This is a genomic window from Pseudonocardia humida, assembly GCF_023898865.1.
GTDB lineage: Bacteria > Actinomycetota > Actinomycetes > Mycobacteriales > Pseudonocardiaceae > Pseudonocardia > Pseudonocardia humida.
On record NZ_JAGSOV010000060.1, the window covers coordinates 90,319 to 109,786 of the forward strand.

Below are 19,468 nucleotides of genomic sequence, written 5' to 3' on the forward strand. Positions count from 1 at the left end.
GCCGGCGCCGTGCCGGCCGGGCTACGGCCCTGCCCGGCCGCGACCGAGCCGCGCGGCCAGGCCGTCCAGGTGGCGGGTCAGGGAGTGCTCCAGCAGGCGGTCGAAGTCCTGCGCCGGCTCCATGGGCAGGGCGGCCAGCCGCGGGAAGCGGCCGGAGGACATGCGGGCCTGCACCTCGTCGTCGAGGACGGTCCACCACTCGTCGTTGGCGACCCCGGTCTCCCGCTCGGCGCGCACCTCCGCGGCTGCGCTGAGGGCGATGCCGCGGACGAGCGCGGGCAGGGCGAGGACTTCGCGCGCCTTCTCGGTGGAGGTCAGCGCGAGCCCGTCCAGCGCTTGCAGCATCCACTCGGTGTGGGCCATCACCTCGGGGACGAGCAGCGGTCTGGTGAGCGAGACCAGTTCGGGCAACCACGGGTGCCTGCGGAACGCCGCCCACTCCAGCCGGCACACCAGCTCCAGTCGCGCGCGCCAGCCCGGCGGCCCCGGGTCGGGCAGCGGATGCGCCCGGAACACGGCCCGCACGAGCAGGTGCTCCAGCTCCTCGCGCCCGGACAGGTGCCGGTACAGCGACATCGGGCCGACGCCGAGCTCTGCGGCGAGCCTGCGCATCGACGCGGCGTCCAGGCCCTCCGCATCGGCGATCGCCAAGGCGGTGTCCACGATCCGCGCGGTGGTGAGCGCGCGGTCCGGGGTCCGCCCGGCGCGTCGTGCCGGTGGGTCCGGTGCGCGCACGACCGTGCCCGATCCCGGTCGTGTCACCACCAGGCCCTCGTCACGCAGCACCGCGAGAGCCCTGGTGGCCGTGGCCATCGCCACGGCGAAGTCGCGGACGAGCTGCCGCGTGGACGGCACGCGGTCGCCGGGGCGGAGCGCGCCCGTGGTGATCCGGTGGCGGATGGCCGCGGCGACCCGCTGGTACGGCCGCTCGCCCTCCTCGTTCGACGACACCCTGGGACTGTACTAGTGCGGTTCTGCCGGGAGCACTCGCCCCCGCTCTCGGACCACGTGTATTCCTGGTGCACATCCGGAAGTGCACTTCGTCGCTCGCCCACTGCTCACCGATCCGAATACGGTGTACGCATGGCATCGACGACGATCGACAGCGAGGCCGCGGCCCGAGTACTGGCGGCGGCGTTCGCCGAGGACCCGCTGGCCCGTTGGCTCCTGCCCGGCGGTGCGGCCGCCGCGGCCGAGGCGGTGTTCCGCCCGGTCGTGCGGGAGTCCGCCGCGCACGACGAGCTCGCCGCCTCCGCCGACGGGTCGGCGGTCGCCGTCTGGCTGCCGCGCGCTCCCGGACCGGCCCACGGCGTCGGCGAGCTCCCGGCGGAGCTCCCGCCCAGGTTGCGCACCTTCCTGGCCCTCATCGGGCAGCGGCACCCGCGTGACCGCGAGCACCTCCACCTCGTCTTCCTCGGCGTGGCGCCCGACGCGCAGGGCCGCGGGCTGGGTGGGGCGCTGCTGCGCCGGCGCCTCTCCCGCGCCGACGCCGAAGGGGTGCCGGCGTACCTCGAGGCGAGCTCGGCCCGCAGCCGGCAGCTCTACGAGCGCCACGGGTTCCGGGACGCCGGCGACCCGATCACCCTGCCCGACGGCCCGCCGCTGTGGCCCATGTGGCGCGAGCCCCGTCCCTGACCCCGACCGAGAAGACCTGGAGCGAGCATGTCCGTCACCACCGAGACGATCGCCGGCTGGGGCACCGACTTCATGACCGTGCACCACGTCACGGCGTCCGGGAGCCAGGCCGACATCGGCAGGGCGCTCGCCCTGCGGGCCCGGCTCGCCTACGGCTGGACCCCCGCACCCGCGGACCGGGCCACGGCCCGTGCCCGGCGCGCGTGGTTCGCCCGGCACTGGCCCCAGCACCTGGAGCGCATGCGCGGTGCGGGGCGGGCGCTCGGCGTGGACATCGAGGCCGACGAGGTGCACCTGGACGGCCTCACCGGCGTCCCGACCGGATCGGCTTGTTCGGCGGGCTACTACCCGCCCGCCACCACGCTCGACGGGCGCCCGTTCCTCGGCCGCAACTACGACTTCTTCACCACGAGCGCGACCGCGCTGTTCGCCCTGGTGTCCGGCTCGCCCGCGCCCGACGGGGACGAGCCGCCGATGTCCTCGCGGCCGCACGTGCTCACCTGCGCGCCGGACGACGGCCCGGCCACGACCCTGATCACCATGAACGAGCTGGACGGCTGCATGGAGGGGATCAACGAGCACGGGCTCGCGGTGGCGCTGCTGCTGGCCGACGTCGAGTCGACCTCCGCCCCGGACGTCGCGGGCCCGCAGGTCGGGCTGTCCAGCACGCAGCTGCCGCGCTTCCTGCTGGACACCTGCGCGAGCGCCGCGCAGGCCGTGGACGCGCTGCTGGGCGCGAAGCAGTACGACCTGGGCGCTCCGCTGCACTACCTCGTGGCCGACCGCTCCGGCGACGCCTTCGTCTGGGAGCGCGGTCCCGGCGGGGACGAGCACGTCGTCCGGTCCGACGGCGGCGCGCTCTGCGTGACCAACCACCCGCTGCGCCGCCACCGCGACCCGGCGGACCTGCCCGCCGACAACCCGGAGACCGCCCTGACCTACCAGCGCTACCGCACCATCTCCGAGCGTTCGCAGGGCACCGACCTGTCGGGGGAGCGGATGCGCGAGGCGCTCGACGCGGTCCAGGTCGACTCGACGACGGACACCCCCTACCCCTTGCGCACGCTGTGGCGCACGGTGTTCGACCTGGAGCGCACCACGATGGCGACCCGGTTCTACCTGGGTGACGCGCCGGACGGCACACCGCGCCACAGCCCGGAGCGGGAGTTCGCGGTGCCGGTCCCGCACCTGCGCTGAGCCTGCGGACCGCGCCGACCGGCAGAGCGGGGTCCTGCCCTTCGACAGAGGTGCCGGTGGTCCGCCGCGCCGCAGGCTGCGGCCATGTCGATCCCCGTGGTGCCCGCGGTGCCGGACGTCCCCGACCTGAGTGCCGACTGGTACCTCCGGATCGTCGCGGTGGTGGCGGGCTGGCCGGGTGCGCTGCGCGCCGCGGCCGAGTTCGCGGCGGAGGGCGTGCTGCTGGTGTTCGCGGCCGTGGTGCTGCTGCTCTGGTGGCGCGCCCGCCGCGGCCCGGTGGCGGCGATGGCGCTCGCGCTGGCCGCGCCGGTCGCGACCGTGCTCGGCTACCTCGTGAGCGAGGCGGCGAAGCACGTCAAACGGGTCGACCGGCCCTGCCGGCTGCTCGACGTCGCGACGGTCGCGCCCTGCCCGGAGCCGGGGGACTGGTCGTTCCCCAGCAACCACGCGGCGGTCGCGGGCGCCGCGGCGGTCGCCATCTGCTGGTCGGGCGCGCGGCTGCCCGGCGCCGTGGCCGCGCTCGCGGCCCTGTGTGCGGCGGCCCTGCGGGTGGTCGTGGGCCTGCACTTCCCGCACGACGTCCTGGCCGGGCTGCTGGTCGGTGCGGTCGTGGCGGCCGCGGCCACGCCCTTGATCGCGCGGGCGGTCCGGCCCATGGTGGCGGGGTGTCGCGCACGGTCGATCGGGGCAGCGCTGGTCGGGAGCGGCCGCGGATGAGGCCGGGCGCCGCCGCGCTGGGCGTCCTCGCGGCCGTCCCGGTGTGCTGGGCGGCGCTGGCCGCGCGGCCGGGGCGGCTGGCCGCGGTCGAGGCGGTGCTCTTGCCGGCGCTGCTGGTCGTCGGGGTGCCGGCGGCGGCGCGGCGACCGACCGCCGTGCTCGCGGCCGCCGCGGCCGCCTGGATCGCGGTCTTCGTGCCGCGCGCCGAGGACGACAGCCTGCTGGGGGCCGCGGCGTTCGCGGGCGGGCTGGCGGTGCTGGCCCTGCTGGCGGGCCGCTACCCGCTCGCCGGCCGGCGCGACCCCGCGGTGCTGGTGCTGGGCCCGTGCGCGGCGGCCGCGACCGCGCTCGGCGCCACCGGCGGCATCGACACCGCCCTCGCCGCGGCCGTCGGCGTGTCGGTGCTGTCGGTGGTGCCGTGGACCGCCGGCCGGCACCTGGCCCGCCACGACGAGCTGGTCCGCGCCGGCTGGGAACGGGCGCGGCTGTGGGAGCGCGAGGCCGAACGGGCGGTCGAGGTGGCCCGCGGGCGGGAGCGCGACCGGCTGGCCGGGGAGATGCACGACCTGATCGGCCACGAGCTCGCGCGGGTGGCCCTCGGGGTCGGCGCGCTGGAGGTCGACCCCGGTCTGGACGCCGGGCGCCGGGCCGCGGCCGGGCGAGCGCGCCAGGGCGTCACCGCCGCCGCCGAGCGGCTGGCCGACGTGGTGCGGATGCTGCGCACCGACGCCGCCCTCGCCGACGACGGCCCGGTCGCCGAGGTCGTCGAGCGGGCCCGGCAGGCGGGCCTGGACGTCGCGGTCGTCGGTGACCCGGCCGAACCGCAGGAGCCGGTCATCGCCGCGACCGTGCGCCGGGTGCTGTCCGAGGCGCTGACCAACGCCATGAAGCACGCGCCCGGCGCCCCTGTGCGCGTCGGCGTCGATGCCGACGTCGACGGTCTGCGGCTGAGCGTGCGCACCGGCGCCCCGCCGGCGACGCCCGGGTCCCCGCCGGGCTCGGGCAGCGGGCTGACCGGGCTGGCGGAGCGGGTGCGACTGGTCGGCGGCCGGTTCGCCGCCGGGCCCGCCCCCGACGGCGGGTGGACCCTGACCGCCGAGCTGCCGGCGGCGCCGGGACCCCCGGCGCCGGTGTCGGACACCGAGCTCCGCCACCGGCGCGCGCGGGAGACGGTGCAGCGGTCGGGGTGGCGGGCGGTGCTCGTCGCGGCGGGCGTCGGCGCGGCCGGCACCGCCCTCGTCGCCGGGTACATGGTCGTCGACGCGGCGACCTCGGTGCTCGACCCGGCCGACTTCGCCCGGCTGGCGGTGGGCCAGCCGCGGTCGGCCGTCGCGGCGGTGCTCCCGGCGCGCACCCGCACCGACGACCCGACGACCGGGGTCCCCGCCCCGGCCGGGGCGGTCTGCGAGCACTACAGCACCCACGCCGACCCGTTCGACGCCCGCCGCGCCGACCTGTTCCGCCTCTGCTTCGTCGACGGGATCCTGGTCGGCAAGGATGTCCTCGTGCGCTCCGCCGACACCGACCCCGGCCGATGAGCGGGCCGCTGCGCCGCCCGATCCGGGTCGTCCTCGCCGACGACGAGGCCGTCGTCCGCATCGGGGTGGCGGCGGTGCTGGCGGCGGCGGCCGACGTCGAGGTGGTCGCCGAGGCCGCGGACGGGCGCGAGGCCGTCGACCTGGCCCTCGCCCACCGGCCCGACGTCGTGGTGCTCGACATCCGCATGCCCGTGCTGGACGGCCTGGACGCGGCCGCCGAGCTGCGGCGGGCCGGCAGCCCCACGGCGGTGCTGGTGCTGACGACGTTCGGCGAGGACGCCCACGTCACCCGGGCCCTCGGCGAGGGGGCGTCCGGGTTCGTGCTCAAGACCGGCGACCCGCAGGAGATCATCGCCGGGGTGCGGGCCGTCGCGGCCGGCGCCGCCTACCTGTCGCCGCTGATCACCCGGCGGGTCCTGGACGGCGTGCCCACGACCCGCCGCGACGGGGCCGCCCGCGCACGGGTGGCCGCCCTCACCGACCGCGAGCGCGAGGTGCTCGGGCTGCTCGGGGCCGGGCTCTCCAACGCCGAGATCGCCGCCCGGCTGCACCTCGTCGAGGGCACCGTCAAGGTCCACGTCAGCGCCGTGCTGGGTGGGCTCGGGGTGCGCAACCGGGTGCAGGCCGCCGTGCTGGCCCACCAGGCGCAGCTCATCCCCGGACCGTCCGGCTGATCAGCCCCGCCAGGAGGGCAGCCAGAGCTGGGCGTTCCACATGTCCGGGGTGATCGGGGTGCCGTTGAGGATCGGCCACAGCCAGACGAAGTTGGCCACCACCGCCCCCACCCACAGCCCGACGACCAGCAGCCCGGTCTGGCGGCGCTCGTCGGAGGCGCCGGCGCGACCGAGCACCTCACCCATCACCAGCACCGTGGCCAGCACCAGGAACGGGGCCACCGGGGCCATGTAGAAGTAGTACATCTGGCGCTCGTAGGCGATGAACCACGGCACGATCCCGGCCCCGTAGGCCACCAGGACGGCCCCGTAGCGCCAGTCGAACCGGGTGCACAGCCGCCACAGCGCCAGCGCCAGCACCGCCAGCGCGGGCCACCACAGCGCCGGGGTGCCGACCAGCATCACCGCGCTCACGCAGTCGGACCGGCCATCGCCGCAGCCGCCGAGGTCGCCCGCGTAGTGGTAGAGCATCGGCCGCAGGCCCATCGGCCAGCTCCACGGCTTGGACTCCCACGGGTGCGGACCGGTGGACGAGCTGGCGGTGGTCAGCGCGGAATGGAACTCCAGGACCTTGCCGTGGTAGTACCACAGCGAGCGCAGGGCGTCGGGCAGGAACGACCACGGGCCGTCGGTCCCGACCTTCGTCCCGACGACGAACCGGTCGATCGCGGTCTCGCTGCGGAACCACGCCCAGTACGAGGCCACGTAGGTCAGCACCGGCACCAGTGCGAGCGCCCACAGACCGGGCCCGGCGTCGCGGAGCAGGCCACCGCGCCACGGCCGCGGCACACCGGCGGCCCGGCGCGCCCGCACGTCCCAGAAGACCATCAGCACGCCGAACGCGGCGACCCACCACGCCGTCGACCACTTCACCGCGCAGCCCAGCCCGAGCAGCACCCCGGTGGCCAGCCGCCACCAGCGCACGCCCATCCACGGCCCGTAGGGCGAGTCGGCGACGCGCCCGGCCGCCACCGCCGCGGCGAGCCGCGCCCGGACGTCGGCCCGGTCGCGGAGCAGGGTGGCGAACGCGGCCAGCACGAACGTGGCGGCGAACGCGTCGAGCATGCCGACCCGCGACTGCACGTGCGAGAGCCCGTCGCAGATCAGCAGCACCCCGGCCACCCCGCCGAGCAGGGTGGAGCCGGTGAGCCGGCGGGCAACCCGCACGACCAGCACGACGGAGACCACCCCGAACAGCGCGGCCGCCGCCCGCCAGCCCACGGGGTCGTAGCCGAACACCAGCTCGCCCAGCGCGATGAGCTGCTTGCCCAGCGGCGGGTGCACCACCAGCTCGTAGCCGGCGTTGTCCTCGACACCGCCGTTGCGCAGGATCTGCCAGGCCTGCGGCACGTAGTGCTTCTCGTCGAAGATCGGGGTGCCGCGGTCGGTCGGCCGGCCGAGCCCGGGGAACCGGACCAGCGCCGCCACCACCGCCAGCGCGGCCGTGACCAGCCAGCCGCGCAGCCGGTCGCCCGGGGGTGGCGGGCCCAGCCTGGCCAGCGGATCGGTGGGGCGCGGGCGCCGCGGCGGACCGCCGCCCAGCGGCTCGCTGCCCCGTGGCGGGTCGTCCGCCGCCGGACGCGCAGGCGGCCCCGCGGGGTCGACGGTGCGGAGGGCCACGCGCCCGATCGTAGGCTGCGTCGTGTGCCCCCCGAGTCAGCGGACAGTGCCGGTTCCCCGAACGGGGCCGGCGTCGACGGTCGGCCCGGCAGGCTCGTGCTGGCCGCGACGCCGCTCGGCCAGGCCCGCGACGCCTCCGCCCGGCTGCTCGACGCCCTGGCCACCGCCGACGTCATCGCGGCCGAGGACACCCGCCGGATGCGCTCGCTGGCCGCGGCGCTCGGGGTGGCGGTCACCGGCCGCGTCGTGAGCCACTACGACGCCGTCGAGACGGCGCGGCTGCCGGGCCTGCTCGACGACATCCGCGCCGGGCGCACCGTCCTCGTCGTCACCGACGCCGGGATGCCCGCGGTGTCCGACCCCGGCTACCGGATCGTCGCCGCCGCGGCGGCCGCCGGGCTGCCGGTGACCTGCCTGCCCGGGCCGTCCGCGGTGACGACGGCGCTGGTGCTGTCCGGCCTGCCCAGCGAGCGGTTCTGCTTCGAGGGCTTCGCCCCCCGCCGCGACGGCGACCGGCGGCGGTGGCTGGAGCCGTTGCGGACCGAGGCGCGCGCGGTCGTGTTCTTCGAGTCGCCGCACCGGCTCGCGGCCACCCTGGCCACCGCGGTCGACGTGCTCGGCGCCGACCGGCCCGCCGCGGTGTGCCGGGAGCTGACCAAGACCCACGAGGAGGTGCTGCGCGGCCCGCTGGCCGAGCTGGCGGCCTGGGCCGAGGAGGGTCCGGTGCGCGGCGAGATCACCGTCGTGCTCGGCGGCGCCGCGCCGAGCGCCGCGCCGAGCGTGGAGAGCCTGGTCGCCGCCGTGCACGAGCGCGTGGCCGACGGCGAGCGCCTCAAGGACGCCGTCAGCACCGTCGCGGCGGCGGCGGGCGTCCCGAAGCGCGACCTCTACAACGCCGCCCTCGCCCGCCCCTGACCGTCGAGAACGAACCTGTTGTCGTTTGGACCGGCCCAGAACGACGACAACTTCGTTCTCGACGGGGGTCAGGAGCCTGCGCTGGGGGCGGGGGCCTGGCGCCGGGAGGGGAGGCGGGCGCGGGCCCAGTGGGCGACGGGCTCGACGACCCGCGCCGCCACCGGCCCCAGCACCGCCATCAGCAGCACGTACGCCGTGGCCAGCGCGGCCAGCTCGGGGGGCACGCCGGGGAAGGTCACGGCCAGCCCGGCGATGACGATCGAGAACTCGCCGCGGGCCACCAGCGCCGCCCCGGTCCGGGCCCGACCGAGCGGGCCGATGCCGGCCCGGCGGGCCGCCCACCACCCGGTGGCGAGCTTCGTCAGGGTGGTGATCACGGCCAGCACCACCGCCCAGCCCAGCACCGGCGGGATCGCCCTCGGGTCGGTGTTGAGCCCGAACACCACGAAGAACACCGCGGCGAACAGGTCGCGCAGCGGCTCCAGCAGCTTCGTCGCGTTCTCCGCGGTCGACCCGCTGATCGCGATGCCCAGCAGGAACGCCCCGACCGCGGCCGAGACCTGCATGGCCGAGGCGAAGCCGGCCACCAGCAGCGCCAGCCCGAGCACCTTGAGCAGGAAGACCTCGCGGTCGGGGGAGTCGACGACCTTCGAGACGTAGTGCCCGTAGCGCAGCGCCACCACCAGCACGACGGCCAGCACCGCCAGCGACACGGCGACCGCGGTGAGCCCGCCGACCAGCCCGACGCCGACCAGCACCGCGGTCAGGATCGGCAGGTAGAGGGCCATCACCAGGTCCTCGATCACCAGGATCGACAGGATCACCGGGGTCTCCCGGTTGCCCAGCCGGCCCAGGTCGCCCAGGACCTTGGCCACGATGCCGGACGAGGAGATGTAGGTGACCCCGGCCATCACGAACGCGCCGACCGGCCCCCAGCCCAGCACCAGCGCCACGATCGCGCCCGGCGCCGCGTTCAGCACGATGTCGAGCAGCCCCGCCGCCCACGACCGCTTGAGCCCGGTCACCAGCTCCGACGCCGAGTACTCCAGGCCCAGCAGGAGCAGCAGCAGGACGACGCCCACCTCACCGGCCAGTGCGGTGAAGCCCTCGATGCCGCTGAGCGGGATGACCCCGCCGGTCCCGAAGAAGACCCCACCGATCAGGTAGAGCGGGATGGGCGAGAGACCGATCCGACCGGCCAGCCTGCCCAGCAGGCCGAGCCCGAAGAAGACGGCACCCAGCTCGATGAGCTCCAGCGCGGTGTGGTCCACGCCGGGTCAGCCCCGCTTGAGGATCTTGACGGCGTTGTCGAGCCCCTCGGTCGTGCCCACGGTGACCATCAGGTCGCCCGCCGTCAGGTGGAAGTCGGGGGTGGGGCTGGGGTGCACCTGGCCGGCCCGCATCACGGCGACGACGGAGACCCCGGTGCGGGTGCGCAGGGCGGTGTCGCCCAGGGTGCGGCCCTCGAACGGCGGCCCGACCGGGATCTGGCGGGTGTGGATGCCCGGCAGGTCCTGGTGCTCGGCGTTGAGCTGGGCGACCAGCTGCGGCGCGCCGAGCAGGTTGGACAGCGCCGCGGCCTCGTCGACGGTCAGCGGCAGTTCGGCCAGGCAGGCGTCCGGGTCGTCGGGTTTGGAGATGATCAGTTCGATCCTCCCGTCGCGGTGGGTGACGACGCCGATCCGGCGGCCGCCGCGCAGCGCGAAGTCCTTCCTGACCCCGATCCCGGGTAGCGGGGTGACCTCCACGTTCACGCCCGCCACGGTAGACGAGCCGGTGGGCGTTCCGGACACGCCGGTGGGTGGGGCCACGCTGGTTGGCCGCCCGGCGACCGCCTAGCCTCCCACCGTGACCGATGGGCTGGACGGACCTGCGCAGCTGCGCCCGGAGGAGCTGCGTCTGGAAGAGCTGCGCCGGCGCCTCGACGGCGCCGCCGAGCAGATCTCGCAGGCCCGCCCGGACGCGGCGGCCGACGTCCGGGCCGGTCTCGCCGAGCTGAACGAGCGGCTGCGGCGGGTGCACGAGTTCTGCGACGAGGTCGACGAGCGCACCTGGGCGGCGTACACGACCGGCCTCGACCGCGGCCTCGCCGACATGGCGATGGCGGCCGCGGGCGAGGCCAGCGTCGACGACGTGGTCTACGCGCACGCCGGCAGGCTCGAGGTCGACGGCTGGGTGCTGCGCCTCGACCTCGCCGGCCGCGACGCCCCCGTCGAGGGCCGCGAGCTCGTCGCGGGCGCCGCCCGCGAGCTGGACGACTACCACGCCGCGGTGAGCGCGGGGGAGGCCCCGTCGCGGGCGGACGTGGAGCGCGCCCTCAACGAGCTCCGCGGCGCCGCCGAGTAGCACCACTCCCGTCCACCGGGCTACGCCGGGTAGGGCACCTCGGCCCGCGCCTTCCGCAGCGCCCCGGCCCACCAGGACAGCTGGTCGAGCACCGCCTTGGCGTTCCCCGTGGCCTCCGCGTCGTTCGGGCGGCCGTCCGCCCAGTTGAGGAAGTAGTTCGGGAACGCGAGGCCGCTCTGCACGGTCACCGCGTGCAGCTCGGTCAGGACGTTCTCCAGGTGCAGCACCGCGTGCCGGCCGCCGGCCGCGCCGCCGTAGCTGACGAACGCCACCGGCTTGGCGGTCCACTGCGCGAAGTGCCAGTCGATCGCGGCCTTGAGCGAGGCCGGGTAGCTGTGGTTGTACTCGGGGGTCACCAGCACGAAGGCGTCGGCCGCGGTGAGCTGCGCGGTCAGCGCGGCCATGCCGGCCGGGCGGGGGTAGGAGTCGCCGGCGTACTTCGGCGGCGCCGCGGGCAGGGCCAGCGGGAGCTCGACGTCGGCGAGGTCCACGACCTCGACGTCGAAGCCGCCGTGCGCCGCGGCCTGCTCGGCGAACCAGGAGGCGACCGCCGGTCCGAACCGCCCCTCCCGCACGCTGCCGATCACGATCACGAGCTTGCTGTTGTCGTCCACGCCCCCACGCTCGACCGGATCGGGGGCCGCAACCAGACCGGGCGCGGGGTGGTCCCGGTGGGGCCACCCTCGCCGGGGGGCGGCCCGCTGGGGCGGGCAGTGGTGGCCGCCGGGAACCCGGTAGCGGACGGGCCTACGCTTGATTGCATGAGTTCGTCCGTCCTGACCGCCGTGGCCTGGCCCTACGCCAACGGCCCCCGGCACATCGGCCACGTCTCCGGCTTCGGTGTGCCCTCCGACGTCTTCTCGCGCTACCGGCGGATGGCGGGCGACCGGGTCCTCATGGTCAGCGGCACCGACGAGCACGGCACCCCGATCCTGGTGCAGGCCGACAACGAGGGGCTGACCCCGCGGCAGACCGCGGACAAGTACAACCGCGTGATCGTCGAGGACCTGCACGGCCTGGGGCTGGGCTACGACCTGTTCACCCGCACCACCACCTCGAACCACTACGAGGTCACCCAGCAGCTGTTCCTGGCGCTGCACAAGAACGGCTACGTCGTGCCGCGCACCCAGATGGGCGCGATCAGTCCGTCGACCGGGCGCACCCTGCCCGACCGCTACGTCGAGGGCACCTGCCCGATCTGCGGCTACGAGGCCGCCCGCGGCGACCAGTGCGACAACTGCGGCAACCAGCTCGACCCGGCCGACCTGCTCAACCCGCGATCCAAGATCAACGGGGAGAAGCCGGAGTTCGTCGAGACCGAGCACTTCTTCCTCGACCTGCCGGCGTTCGCCGAGTCGCTGGGGTCGTGGCTGTCCAAGCGCACCGACTGGCGGCCCAACGTGCTGCGCTTCGCCACCAACCTCGTCGAGGACCTCAAGCCGCGGGCCATCACCCGCGACCTCGACTGGGGCGTCCCGGTACCCCTCGACGGCTGGCGCGACCAGCCGATGAAGCGGCTCTACGTGTGGTTCGACGCGGTGATCGGCTACCTGTCGGCGTCGGTGGAGTGGGCCCGGCGCGGCCCCGACCCGGACGCCTGGAAGCAGTTCTGGACCGACCCCGACGCCCGCGGCTACTACTTCATGGGCAAGGACAACATCGTCTTCCACTCCGTGATCTGGCCCGCGCTGCTGCTGGGCCAGAACGGCGAGGGCGACCACGGCGGCACGCCCGGCGCGTTCGGGAAGCTCAACCTGCCGAGCGAGATCGTGTCCTCGGAGTTCCTGACCATGAGCGGCTCGAAGTTCTCCACCAGCCGCGGCACGGTCATCTACGTCACCGACTTCCTGCGCGAGTTCGGGCCCGACGCGCTGCGCTACTTCATCGCGACCGCCGGCCCGGAGAACCAGGACACCGACTTCACCTGGGACGAGTTCGTCCGGCGCACCAACTTCGAGCTGGCCAACGAGTGGGGCAACCTGGTCAACCGGTCGATCTCGATGGCCCACAAGAACGTCGGGTCGATCCCGAAGCCGGTGGCACCCGCCCAGGCCGACGCCGAACTGCTGGCCACGTCCCGGGCCGCGTTCGACACCGTCGGCGGGCTGCTCGCGCGCAGCAAGTTCAAGCAGGCGGTGGGCGAGGCGATGCGGGTGGTCACCGCGGCCAACCGCTACCTGTCCGACCAGGAGCCCTGGAAGCGCAAGGACGACCCCGACCGCCGCGACACGATCCTGCACACCGCCCTGCAGGTCGTGCAGGACGCGAACACGCTGCTCACGCCGTTCCTGCCGCACGCGGCGCAGCAGGTGCACGAGGCGATGGGCGGCAGCGGGGTGTGGGCGGCCCAGCCGGAGGTCCGCGAGGTCGACGACCTCGGCGACGGCCCCGCCTACCCGGTTCTCACCGGCGATTACGCCGGCGAGCAGGCGACGTGGGCGTCCACGCCGGTGGAGATCGGCCGCCCGCTGGCCAAGCCCACGCCGATCTTCACCAAGCTCGACCCGAAGCTCGGCGAGACGGGCCCCGAGTGGGCCCCCATCCAGCACCCCGACCAGCCCTGACCGTGCCCGCGTCCCCCGCCGCGCACCCCGGTCCCGCAGTTCGGGAAAGCCACGTTCCGGAACCCTGCGGGCAGCATCGTGGCTTTCCTGAACCCCGGGGTGGGCGGCGGTGAGCGGGCGGGGGGAGCGGCCGCCGGCTCCGGAGCCGCTCGGCGCGGCCACCGTGGACGCGCACACGCACCTGGACGCGTGCGGGTGCGAGACGGCCGCTGACGTGGTGGCGGCGATGGACCGGGCCGAGGCGGTGGGGGTGGCGCGGGCCGTGACCGTCGCCGACGACCTGCCGTCGGCGCGGTGGGTCGTCCAGGCGGCGCACTGGGACGCCCGGGTGAGCGCCGCCGTCGCCCTGCACCCGACCCGCACCGCCGACCTCACCGACGACGACTACGCCGAGATCGAGCGGCTCGCCGCCGACCCGCGGGTGGTCGCGGTCGGGGAGAGCGGCCTGGACTACTACTGGGACTACTCGCCGCCCGAGCGCCAGCAGCCCGCCTTCCGCTGGCACATCGACCTGGCCAAGCGCCTCGGCAAGCCGTTGATGATCCACGACCGCGACGCCCACGACGACGTCCTGCGCGTCCTGCGCGAGGAGGGCCCGCCGGAGACCGTGGTGTTCCACTGCTTCTCCGGGGACGCCGCGATGGCCCGCGAGTGCGCCGACGCCGGCTACGTCCTGTCGTTCGCCGGGCCGGTGACGTTCCGCAACGCCCGGTCGCTGCGGGAGGCCGCCGCGCTCGTCCCCGAGGACCAGATCCTGGTCGAGACCGACGCGCCGTTCCTCACCCCGCACCCGCACCGCGGACGGGCCAACGAGCCGTACTGCCTCCCCTGGACCGTCCGCGGCCTGGCCGACCTGCGCGGGGTCGACGACGAGCGGTTGGCGACGAGCGCCAGGCGCAACGCCGAGCGGGTGTTCCGGCTCGACGAGCTGACGCAACCTCGATCTTCGGTGACGCCGGGCTCCTGAGGGGCTCGTTCGGCGTATCAGCGGGCCCGTTCGGCGCTCACACCGCGTTGCACCTCGGCGGCGGCGCTCACTCCCCGTTACGGTTCCGTGATCGCGAAAGCCGGGGTGGGGTAAACGCTCCCCAGCACAGCGGTCACGGTGGCCCGGGGCGCTCCCCTCCTGAACCATCGCCCTCGGGCCACCGTGACCTCTGATTCCTCCCCTGCCCGGACCGACGGACGTCTGGATTCCAGTGGTCGACGTTTCTGCTCGCGCGCGACGTCACGCCGCGCGCGTCCAGATCGCGCAGCGGGCCCGGGCCCGGGCCGCCGGCGACGCCACCCCGGACGAGCTGGACGCCTGGTTCGGCGGGTCGGACCCCGCGCCCGCGACCACCGACGCACCCGCCCCCGACGCCTTCACCACGTCGTCCGCGGCGCTGGACGGTCCCACCGGTCGCTTCGGGACCCGCCCCGCGGAGCCCGCCACCGAGACCGAGCTCGAGCCGCCGACCGGCCCCGTCACGATCGTCGGCCCCGGCGCCCACCCCACGGGCACCTACCGCGCGTCCGCCACCGGCACGCACTCCCTCGTGGGCCCGGCCACCGGCACCCACCGCGCCCCGGCCTTCGACGACGCCGACACCAACCGGTTCCCCGCCGTCGAGCCCGCCTCCGCCCGCACCGGCACTGCCCTCGCCGAGCGCCCCGCCCCCGCCGCGGGCGGCCGTCGCCGCGCCCCCGAGCCCGCGCGCCCCTCGTCGGGCGCGCTGGCCCGCGCCTGCGTGCTCACCGTCCTGGTCGCCATGGTCGGCGGCGGCGCCACCGCCGTGGCGATGGACAAGACGATCACGCTGATCGTCGACGGCAGCGAGCGCACCCTGCACACGTTCGCCTCCGACGTCGGCACCGCACTCGCCTCGGCCGGCATGGTGCCGACCCCGCAGGACCGCATCTCGCCCGCGCCGCCCACCGAGCTGGTCGACGGCGACGAGATCATCGTCGAACGCGGCCGACCGCTCACCCTGGTCGAGGGCACGTCCGAGCGGCAGGTGTGGACCACCGCCGACTCGGTCGACGAGGCACTGCGCGGGCTGGGCGTCGAGGTCCAGCCGATCCAGATGTCCGCCGACCCGGGCTCGGTCATCCCGCTCGCCGGCATGTCGCTGGAGCTGCGCATCCCGCGCGCGGTCACCCTCGCCGACGGCACCGCCGCCCCGCTGCCGATCACCACCACCGCGGGCACCGTCGGGGGCCTGCTCGCCGAGAACGGCATCGAGCTCGGCCCCGACGACGTCTCCGTCCCGTCGGGCGACACCCCGCTCGTCGAGGGCACCTCGGTCCAGGTGGTCCGCAACGGCATCGGCGAGGTCGTCGAGACCAGGCAGATCCCGCCGCCCGAGCAGGTCGTCGAGGACCCGGAGATGACCCGCGGCGAGAAGGAGGTCGTCGAGGAGGGCAAGCCCGGCGAGCGGACGGCCGTGATGCGCGTGCACGTGCAGAACGGCCAGGAGGTCCGCCGCGAGCAGATCCGCGCGGGCGGCACGACCGCGCCGGAGCCCCGGGTGATCCGGGTCGGCACCAAGGAGCCGACCGCCGAGGAGGAGGCCGCCGCGAACGGCGACGCCCCCGCCGTGTCCGACCGGGCCACCTGGGAGCGGTTGGTCCAGTGCGAGGCCACCGGCAACTGGGCCATCAACACCGGCAACGGCTACTACGGCGGGCTGCAGTTCGACGCGCGCACCTGGAAGGCCTACGGCGGCGACGCCTACGCCCCGCTGCCGCACCAGGCCAGCCCGGAGGAACAGATGGCGGTGGCCGGCAAGGTCGTCGACGACCGCGGCGGATACGGCTCCTGGCCCGCCTGCGCCCGCAAGCTCGGCCTACCCCGCTAGCGCTCTCGGCGCCCGCCCCCGGTTCGTCGTCCCGCCCCGCAGGGGGCACTTCTCCGGGGAGATGGCGATGGCGGGGCCCGGCCGGGGTCCCGGGCACCGCGCGCACCGTGTGGCCACCGCGCACACGTCAGGACATGTGCGCGGTGACCAAGAGGTGTGCGCGGACCGAGGGGTCTCATGATGCGGGAGACGATTCTCATTGTGTGGGCGCGGGCGTACCGTCGACGCTCGTGGCCTTCCTGAACGTCGGCGGGCCGCGCGGCCCCGCCCGGCCGGCCGCCCCGCCCCGCCCCATCGACGTCAGGAAGCCGGGGTCTGGGGGCGGGGGTGGGGCGGTGGGCGGGGGTGGTGGCGGAGGGGGCACGCTTGGCCGGTGACCGATCACGAGGCGCGGTTGTTGGGGCCGGCCGAGGTGCGGGCGCTCGCCGGGGAGCTGGGGGTGCGGCCGACCAAGCGGCTCGGGCAGAACTTCGTGCACGACCCCAACACCGTGCGCCGGATCGTGCGGGCCGCCGAGCTCGCGCCCGACGACGTGGTCGTCGAGGTGGGGCCCGGGCTCGGGTCGTTGACGCTGGGTCTGCTGCCCGCCGTCGCGGCGGTGCACGCCGTGGAGATCGACCCCGTGCTGGCCGCCCGGCTGCCCGCCACCGCGGCCCAGCGGGCGCCCGAGCTGGCCGGGCGGCTCACCGTCCACACCGCCGACGCCCTGCGCGTCCGGGCGGCCGACCTGGGCAGCCCCGCGCCGACCGCGCTGGTGGCCAACCTGCCCTACAACGTCGGGGTGCCCGTCGTGCTGCACCTGCTCACCGAGCTGCCGGGGATCCGGCGAGGGCTGGTCATGGTGCAGGCCGAGGTGGCCGAGCGGCTGGCGGCGGGCCCGGGGAGCCGGGCGTACGGGGTGCCGAGCGCCAAGCTGGCCTGGTTCGCCGCCGCGCGCCGGGCGGGGCCGGTGCCCCGCACCGTGTTCTGGCCGGTGCCCAACGTCGACTCCGGGCTGCTGGCGTTCGACCGCCACGAGCCGCCCGCAGGCGACCGCAAGGACGTCTTCGCCCTGGTCGACGCCGCGTTCGCGCAGCGCCGCAAGGCGCTGCGCTCGGCGCTGGGCGGGTGGGCGGGCTCGCCTGCGGCGGCCGAGGAGGCGCTCGTCGCAGCGGGGATCTCCCCGCTGGCCCGCGCGGAGACCCTGGGCATCGACGACTTCGCCCGGCTCGCGGCCGCGCGCGTGGGCAGCGCCACCAGCTGACGACGGGTCGGTCGGTCCGGGCGTGACGGCCGTCCCGTGGCGGCCCGGGCTCGTCCGGGCCTATTATTCCGCGTGGAACAACCCACGCGGAGGTGATCGGGTGCCCGCCTCGGCGTTGACCCCGCTGGCGATGAGCGCGCTGGCGATGCTCGTCGAGCGGCCGATGCACCCGTACGAGATGTACCGGCTGATGATCGACCGGTACGAGCACGAGGTCGTCAAGGTCAAGCCGGGCACGCTGTACCACGCGATGGCCCGGATGGCCGACGCCGAGCTGATCGAGGCCGTGGGCACCGACCGGGAGGGCGGCCGCCCGGAGCGGACCACCTACCGGATCACGCCGAAGGGCGTCCGGCTGATGCAGGAGCGGGTGCGGGGACTGCTGGCGCAGCCGGTGAACGAGTACCCGAGCTTCCCCGTCGCCCTCGGCGAGGCGCACAACCTCCCACGGGCCGAGGTGCTGGAGCTGCTGACGATGCGGATCGCCGCGCTGCAGGCCCGGGTGGACGAGAGACGTCCGTCGCTGGACGCCGCCGCGGCCGAGGGCGTCGAGGAGGCCTACCTCCTCGACCACCACTTCGTGGTCGACATGACCGCCGCCGAGCTGGAGTGGCTGCGCGAGCTGGTCGCACGCATCGAGAACAAGGAGCTGGAATGGCCGAGCAGGCCGTGAACCCGACCGCCGCGCAGGCGCCCCCCGAACGCAGCCCGTGGCCCGCGCTGTGGGCGCTGGTGCTGGGGTTCTTCATGATCCTCGTCGACACGACGATCGTGTCGGTGGCCACGCCGGCGATCATGGCCGACCTGGGCACCGACGTCGACGGCGTCGTCTGGGTGACCAGCGCCTACCTGCTGGCCTACGCCGTGCCGCTGCTGATCACCGGCAGGCTGGGCGACCGCTTCGGCCCGCGCAAGGTCTACCTGACCGGGCTGGCGGTCTTCACCCTGGCCTCGCTGTGGTGCGGGCTGACCGACGGCATCGGTTGGCTGGTCACCGCTCGTGTGGTGCAGGGACTGGGCGCGGCGCTGATGACCCCGCAGACCATGGCCGTGATCACCCGGACGTTCCCGGCGAACTCGCGCGGCCAGGCGATGAGCCTGTGGGGGGCCACCGCGGGCGTCGCGACGCTCGTCGGGCCGATCCTGGGCGGCGTGCTGGTCGACGGGTTCGGCTGGGAGTGGATCTTCTTCATCAACGTGCCGGTCGGCGTGCTCGGCCTGGTGCTCGCCGCCCGGCTGGTGCCCGAGCTGCCCACCAGTGTGCGGCGCTTCGACTGGCTCGGCGTGGCGCTCAGCGCGGTCGGGATGTTCCTGCTGGTCTTCGGGATCCAGGAGGGTCAGACCTACGACTGGGGCACGATCGCCGGTCCGATCTCGGTCTGGTCGCTGATCGTCGCCGGGGTGGTCGTGCTCGGGTTGTTCGTGCTCTGGCAGGCCCGCAACAAGGCCGAGCCGCTGGTCCCGCTGCGGCTGTTCCGCGACCGCAACTTCAGCCTGGCCGCGCTGGCCATCGCCACCGTCGGCTTCGGGGTGACCTCGATGTCGTTCCCGCTGATCTTCTTCGCGCAGGGGGTGCTCGGCCTGACCCCGACCGGGTCGGCGCTGCTGCTGGTCCCGATGGCAGTCGTGTCCGGCGGGCTGGCCCCGTTCGTCGGCAAGCTCGCCGACCGGGCGCACCCGCGCTGGGTGGCCGGGTTCGGGCTGCTCTGCTTCGCGGTCTCGCTGTTCTGGCTCGGCGCGGTGATGGCCCCGGGCGTGCCGATCTGGGAGCTGCTGCTGCCGATCGCGCTGCTGGGCGTGGCCAACGGGTTCGTCTGGGCGCCGCTGTCCACCACCGCCACCCGCAACCTGCCGATGGAGTACGCCGGCGCGGGGGCCGGGATCTACAACACCACCCGCCAGGTCGGGGCGGTGCTGGGCAGCGCCGGGATCGCCGTGCTCATCCAGGCCCGGCTGACCGCGACGCTGCCCGCCGCGCCCGGCGGGGCGGGCAGCGCGGAGACCGGCGTCTCGCAGCTGCCGGAGGCCCTGCACGAGGGCTTCAGCACCGCGATGGGGCAGTCGCTGGTCCTGCCTGCGGTGGTGCTGCTCGTGGGGCTGGTGGCCGCGCTGGCCTTCGCCACACCGCGCCACCTCGCCGCGAAGCGGGCGCCGCAGGCCGTGCGCTCGGCGGCCTGAC

General features: G+C 75.3%; 18 protein-coding genes. 13 read left to right on the forward strand and 5 right to left on the reverse strand.

Going from position 1 to position 19,468, the window contains the following annotated elements:
* Positions 1-21: 21 nt before the first annotated feature.
* The gene (locus KDL28_RS41720) at positions 22-951 is read right to left on the reverse strand and encodes a GntR family transcriptional regulator (protein WP_252443438.1); all 930 of its coding nucleotides are present in this window, start codon (positions 949-951) and stop codon (positions 22-24) included.
* A 132-nt stretch (positions 952-1,083) separates the two neighbouring features.
* Here KDL28_RS41720 and KDL28_RS28365 point away from each other — a divergent pair, with 132 nt between their 5' ends.
* From KDL28_RS28365 to KDL28_RS28385, 5 genes are all read left to right on the forward strand, one after another.
* A complete protein-coding gene (locus KDL28_RS28365; protein ID WP_252443440.1) occupies positions 1,084-1,635 on the forward strand; it encodes a GNAT family N-acetyltransferase in 552 nt (183 codons plus the stop codon).
* A gap of 27 nt (positions 1,636-1,662) precedes the next feature.
* Positions 1,663-2,832, forward strand: a complete 1,170-nt coding sequence (locus KDL28_RS28370; RefSeq protein ID WP_252443442.1) for a C45 family peptidase — start codon at positions 1,663-1,665, stop codon at positions 2,830-2,832.
* 84 nt (positions 2,833-2,916) lie between these two features.
* Positions 2,917-3,549: a phosphatase PAP2 family protein gene (locus tag KDL28_RS28375; RefSeq protein ID WP_252443444.1), complete on the forward strand. Its 633-nt coding sequence runs from the start codon at positions 2,917-2,919 to the stop codon at positions 3,547-3,549.
* Complete coding sequence (locus tag KDL28_RS28380) at positions 3,546-5,087, forward strand: sensor histidine kinase (RefSeq protein ID WP_252443446.1); 1,542 nt, start codon at positions 3,546-3,548, stop codon at positions 5,085-5,087. Before KDL28_RS28375 ends, KDL28_RS28380 begins: the two co-directional genes overlap by 4 nt.
* Entirely contained in the window at positions 5,084-5,761 is a 678-nt protein-coding gene (locus KDL28_RS28385) for a response regulator (RefSeq protein WP_252443448.1), read from the forward strand. Before KDL28_RS28380 ends, KDL28_RS28385 begins: the two co-directional genes overlap by 4 nt.
* Here KDL28_RS28385 and KDL28_RS28390 read toward each other — a convergent pair whose 3' ends face one another.
* Positions 5,762-7,381: a dolichyl-phosphate-mannose--protein mannosyltransferase gene (locus KDL28_RS28390; protein WP_372497096.1), complete on the reverse strand. Its 1,620-nt coding sequence runs from the start codon at positions 7,379-7,381 to the stop codon at positions 5,762-5,764.
* A gap of 96 nt (positions 7,382-7,477) precedes the next feature.
* Here KDL28_RS28390 and rsmI point away from each other — a divergent pair, with 96 nt between their 5' ends.
* The gene (gene rsmI, locus KDL28_RS28395; protein ID WP_252443506.1) at positions 7,478-8,296 is read left to right on the forward strand and encodes a 16S rRNA (cytidine(1402)-2'-O)-methyltransferase; all 819 of its coding nucleotides are present in this window, start codon (positions 7,478-7,480) and stop codon (positions 8,294-8,296) included.
* A gap of 68 nt (positions 8,297-8,364) precedes the next feature.
* Here rsmI and KDL28_RS28400 read toward each other — a convergent pair whose 3' ends face one another.
* Together KDL28_RS28400 and KDL28_RS28405 are read right to left on the reverse strand one after the other, a co-directional pair.
* Entirely contained in the window at positions 8,365-9,567 is a 1,203-nt protein-coding gene (locus KDL28_RS28400; RefSeq protein WP_252443450.1) for a cation:proton antiporter, read from the reverse strand.
* A gap of 6 nt (positions 9,568-9,573) precedes the next feature.
* Positions 9,574-10,050 carry a cation:proton antiporter regulatory subunit gene (locus KDL28_RS28405; RefSeq protein WP_252443452.1) on the reverse strand — a complete coding sequence of 159 codons (477 nt, stop codon included), beginning with the start codon at positions 10,048-10,050 and terminating at the stop codon, positions 9,574-9,576.
* 94 nt (positions 10,051-10,144) lie between these two features.
* On the opposite strand from KDL28_RS28405, the gene KDL28_RS28410 reads away from it, so the two are divergent.
* The gene (locus KDL28_RS28410) at positions 10,145-10,642 is read left to right on the forward strand and encodes a hypothetical protein (protein ID WP_252443454.1); all 498 of its coding nucleotides are present in this window, start codon (positions 10,145-10,147) and stop codon (positions 10,640-10,642) included.
* Between the two features lie 20 nt (positions 10,643-10,662).
* Here the strand turns inward: KDL28_RS28410 and KDL28_RS28415 are convergent, their stop codons facing one another.
* A complete protein-coding gene (locus tag KDL28_RS28415; RefSeq protein WP_252443456.1) occupies positions 10,663-11,256 on the reverse strand; it encodes an NADPH-dependent FMN reductase in 594 nt (197 codons plus the stop codon).
* Positions 11,257-11,403: 147 nt separating this feature from the next.
* Between KDL28_RS28415 and metG the strand changes: the two genes are divergently transcribed.
* The 6 genes from metG to KDL28_RS28445 all read left to right on the forward strand — a co-directional run bounded on the left by metG (position 11,404) and on the right by KDL28_RS28445 (position 19,467).
* The gene (metG, locus tag KDL28_RS28420) at positions 11,404-13,206 is read left to right on the forward strand and encodes a methionine--tRNA ligase (protein ID WP_252443458.1); all 1,803 of its coding nucleotides are present in this window, start codon (positions 11,404-11,406) and stop codon (positions 13,204-13,206) included.
* Positions 13,207-13,315: 109 nt separating this feature from the next.
* Positions 13,316-14,173, forward strand: coding sequence for a TatD family hydrolase (locus KDL28_RS28425; protein WP_252443460.1), 858 nt, complete (start codon positions 13,316-13,318; stop codon positions 14,171-14,173).
* 232 nt (positions 14,174-14,405) lie between these two features.
* On the forward strand, positions 14,406-16,046 hold the full coding sequence (locus KDL28_RS41725; RefSeq protein ID WP_252443462.1) for a resuscitation-promoting factor: 1,641 nt from the start codon (positions 14,406-14,408) through the stop codon (positions 16,044-16,046).
* Positions 16,047-16,419: 373 nt separating this feature from the next.
* Positions 16,420-17,289, forward strand: a complete 870-nt coding sequence (rsmA, locus tag KDL28_RS28435; RefSeq protein ID WP_252443464.1) for a 16S rRNA (adenine(1518)-N(6)/adenine(1519)-N(6))-dimethyltransferase RsmA — start codon at positions 16,420-16,422, stop codon at positions 17,287-17,289.
* Positions 17,290-17,389: 100 nt separating this feature from the next.
* Complete coding sequence (locus KDL28_RS28440; RefSeq protein WP_252443466.1) at positions 17,390-17,962, forward strand: PadR family transcriptional regulator; 573 nt, start codon at positions 17,390-17,392, stop codon at positions 17,960-17,962.
* Complete coding sequence (locus KDL28_RS28445) at positions 17,944-19,467, forward strand: DHA2 family efflux MFS transporter permease subunit (RefSeq protein ID WP_252443468.1); 1,524 nt, start codon at positions 17,944-17,946, stop codon at positions 19,465-19,467. Before KDL28_RS28440 ends, KDL28_RS28445 begins: the two co-directional genes overlap by 19 nt.
* Position 19,468: the final 1 nt, after the last annotated feature.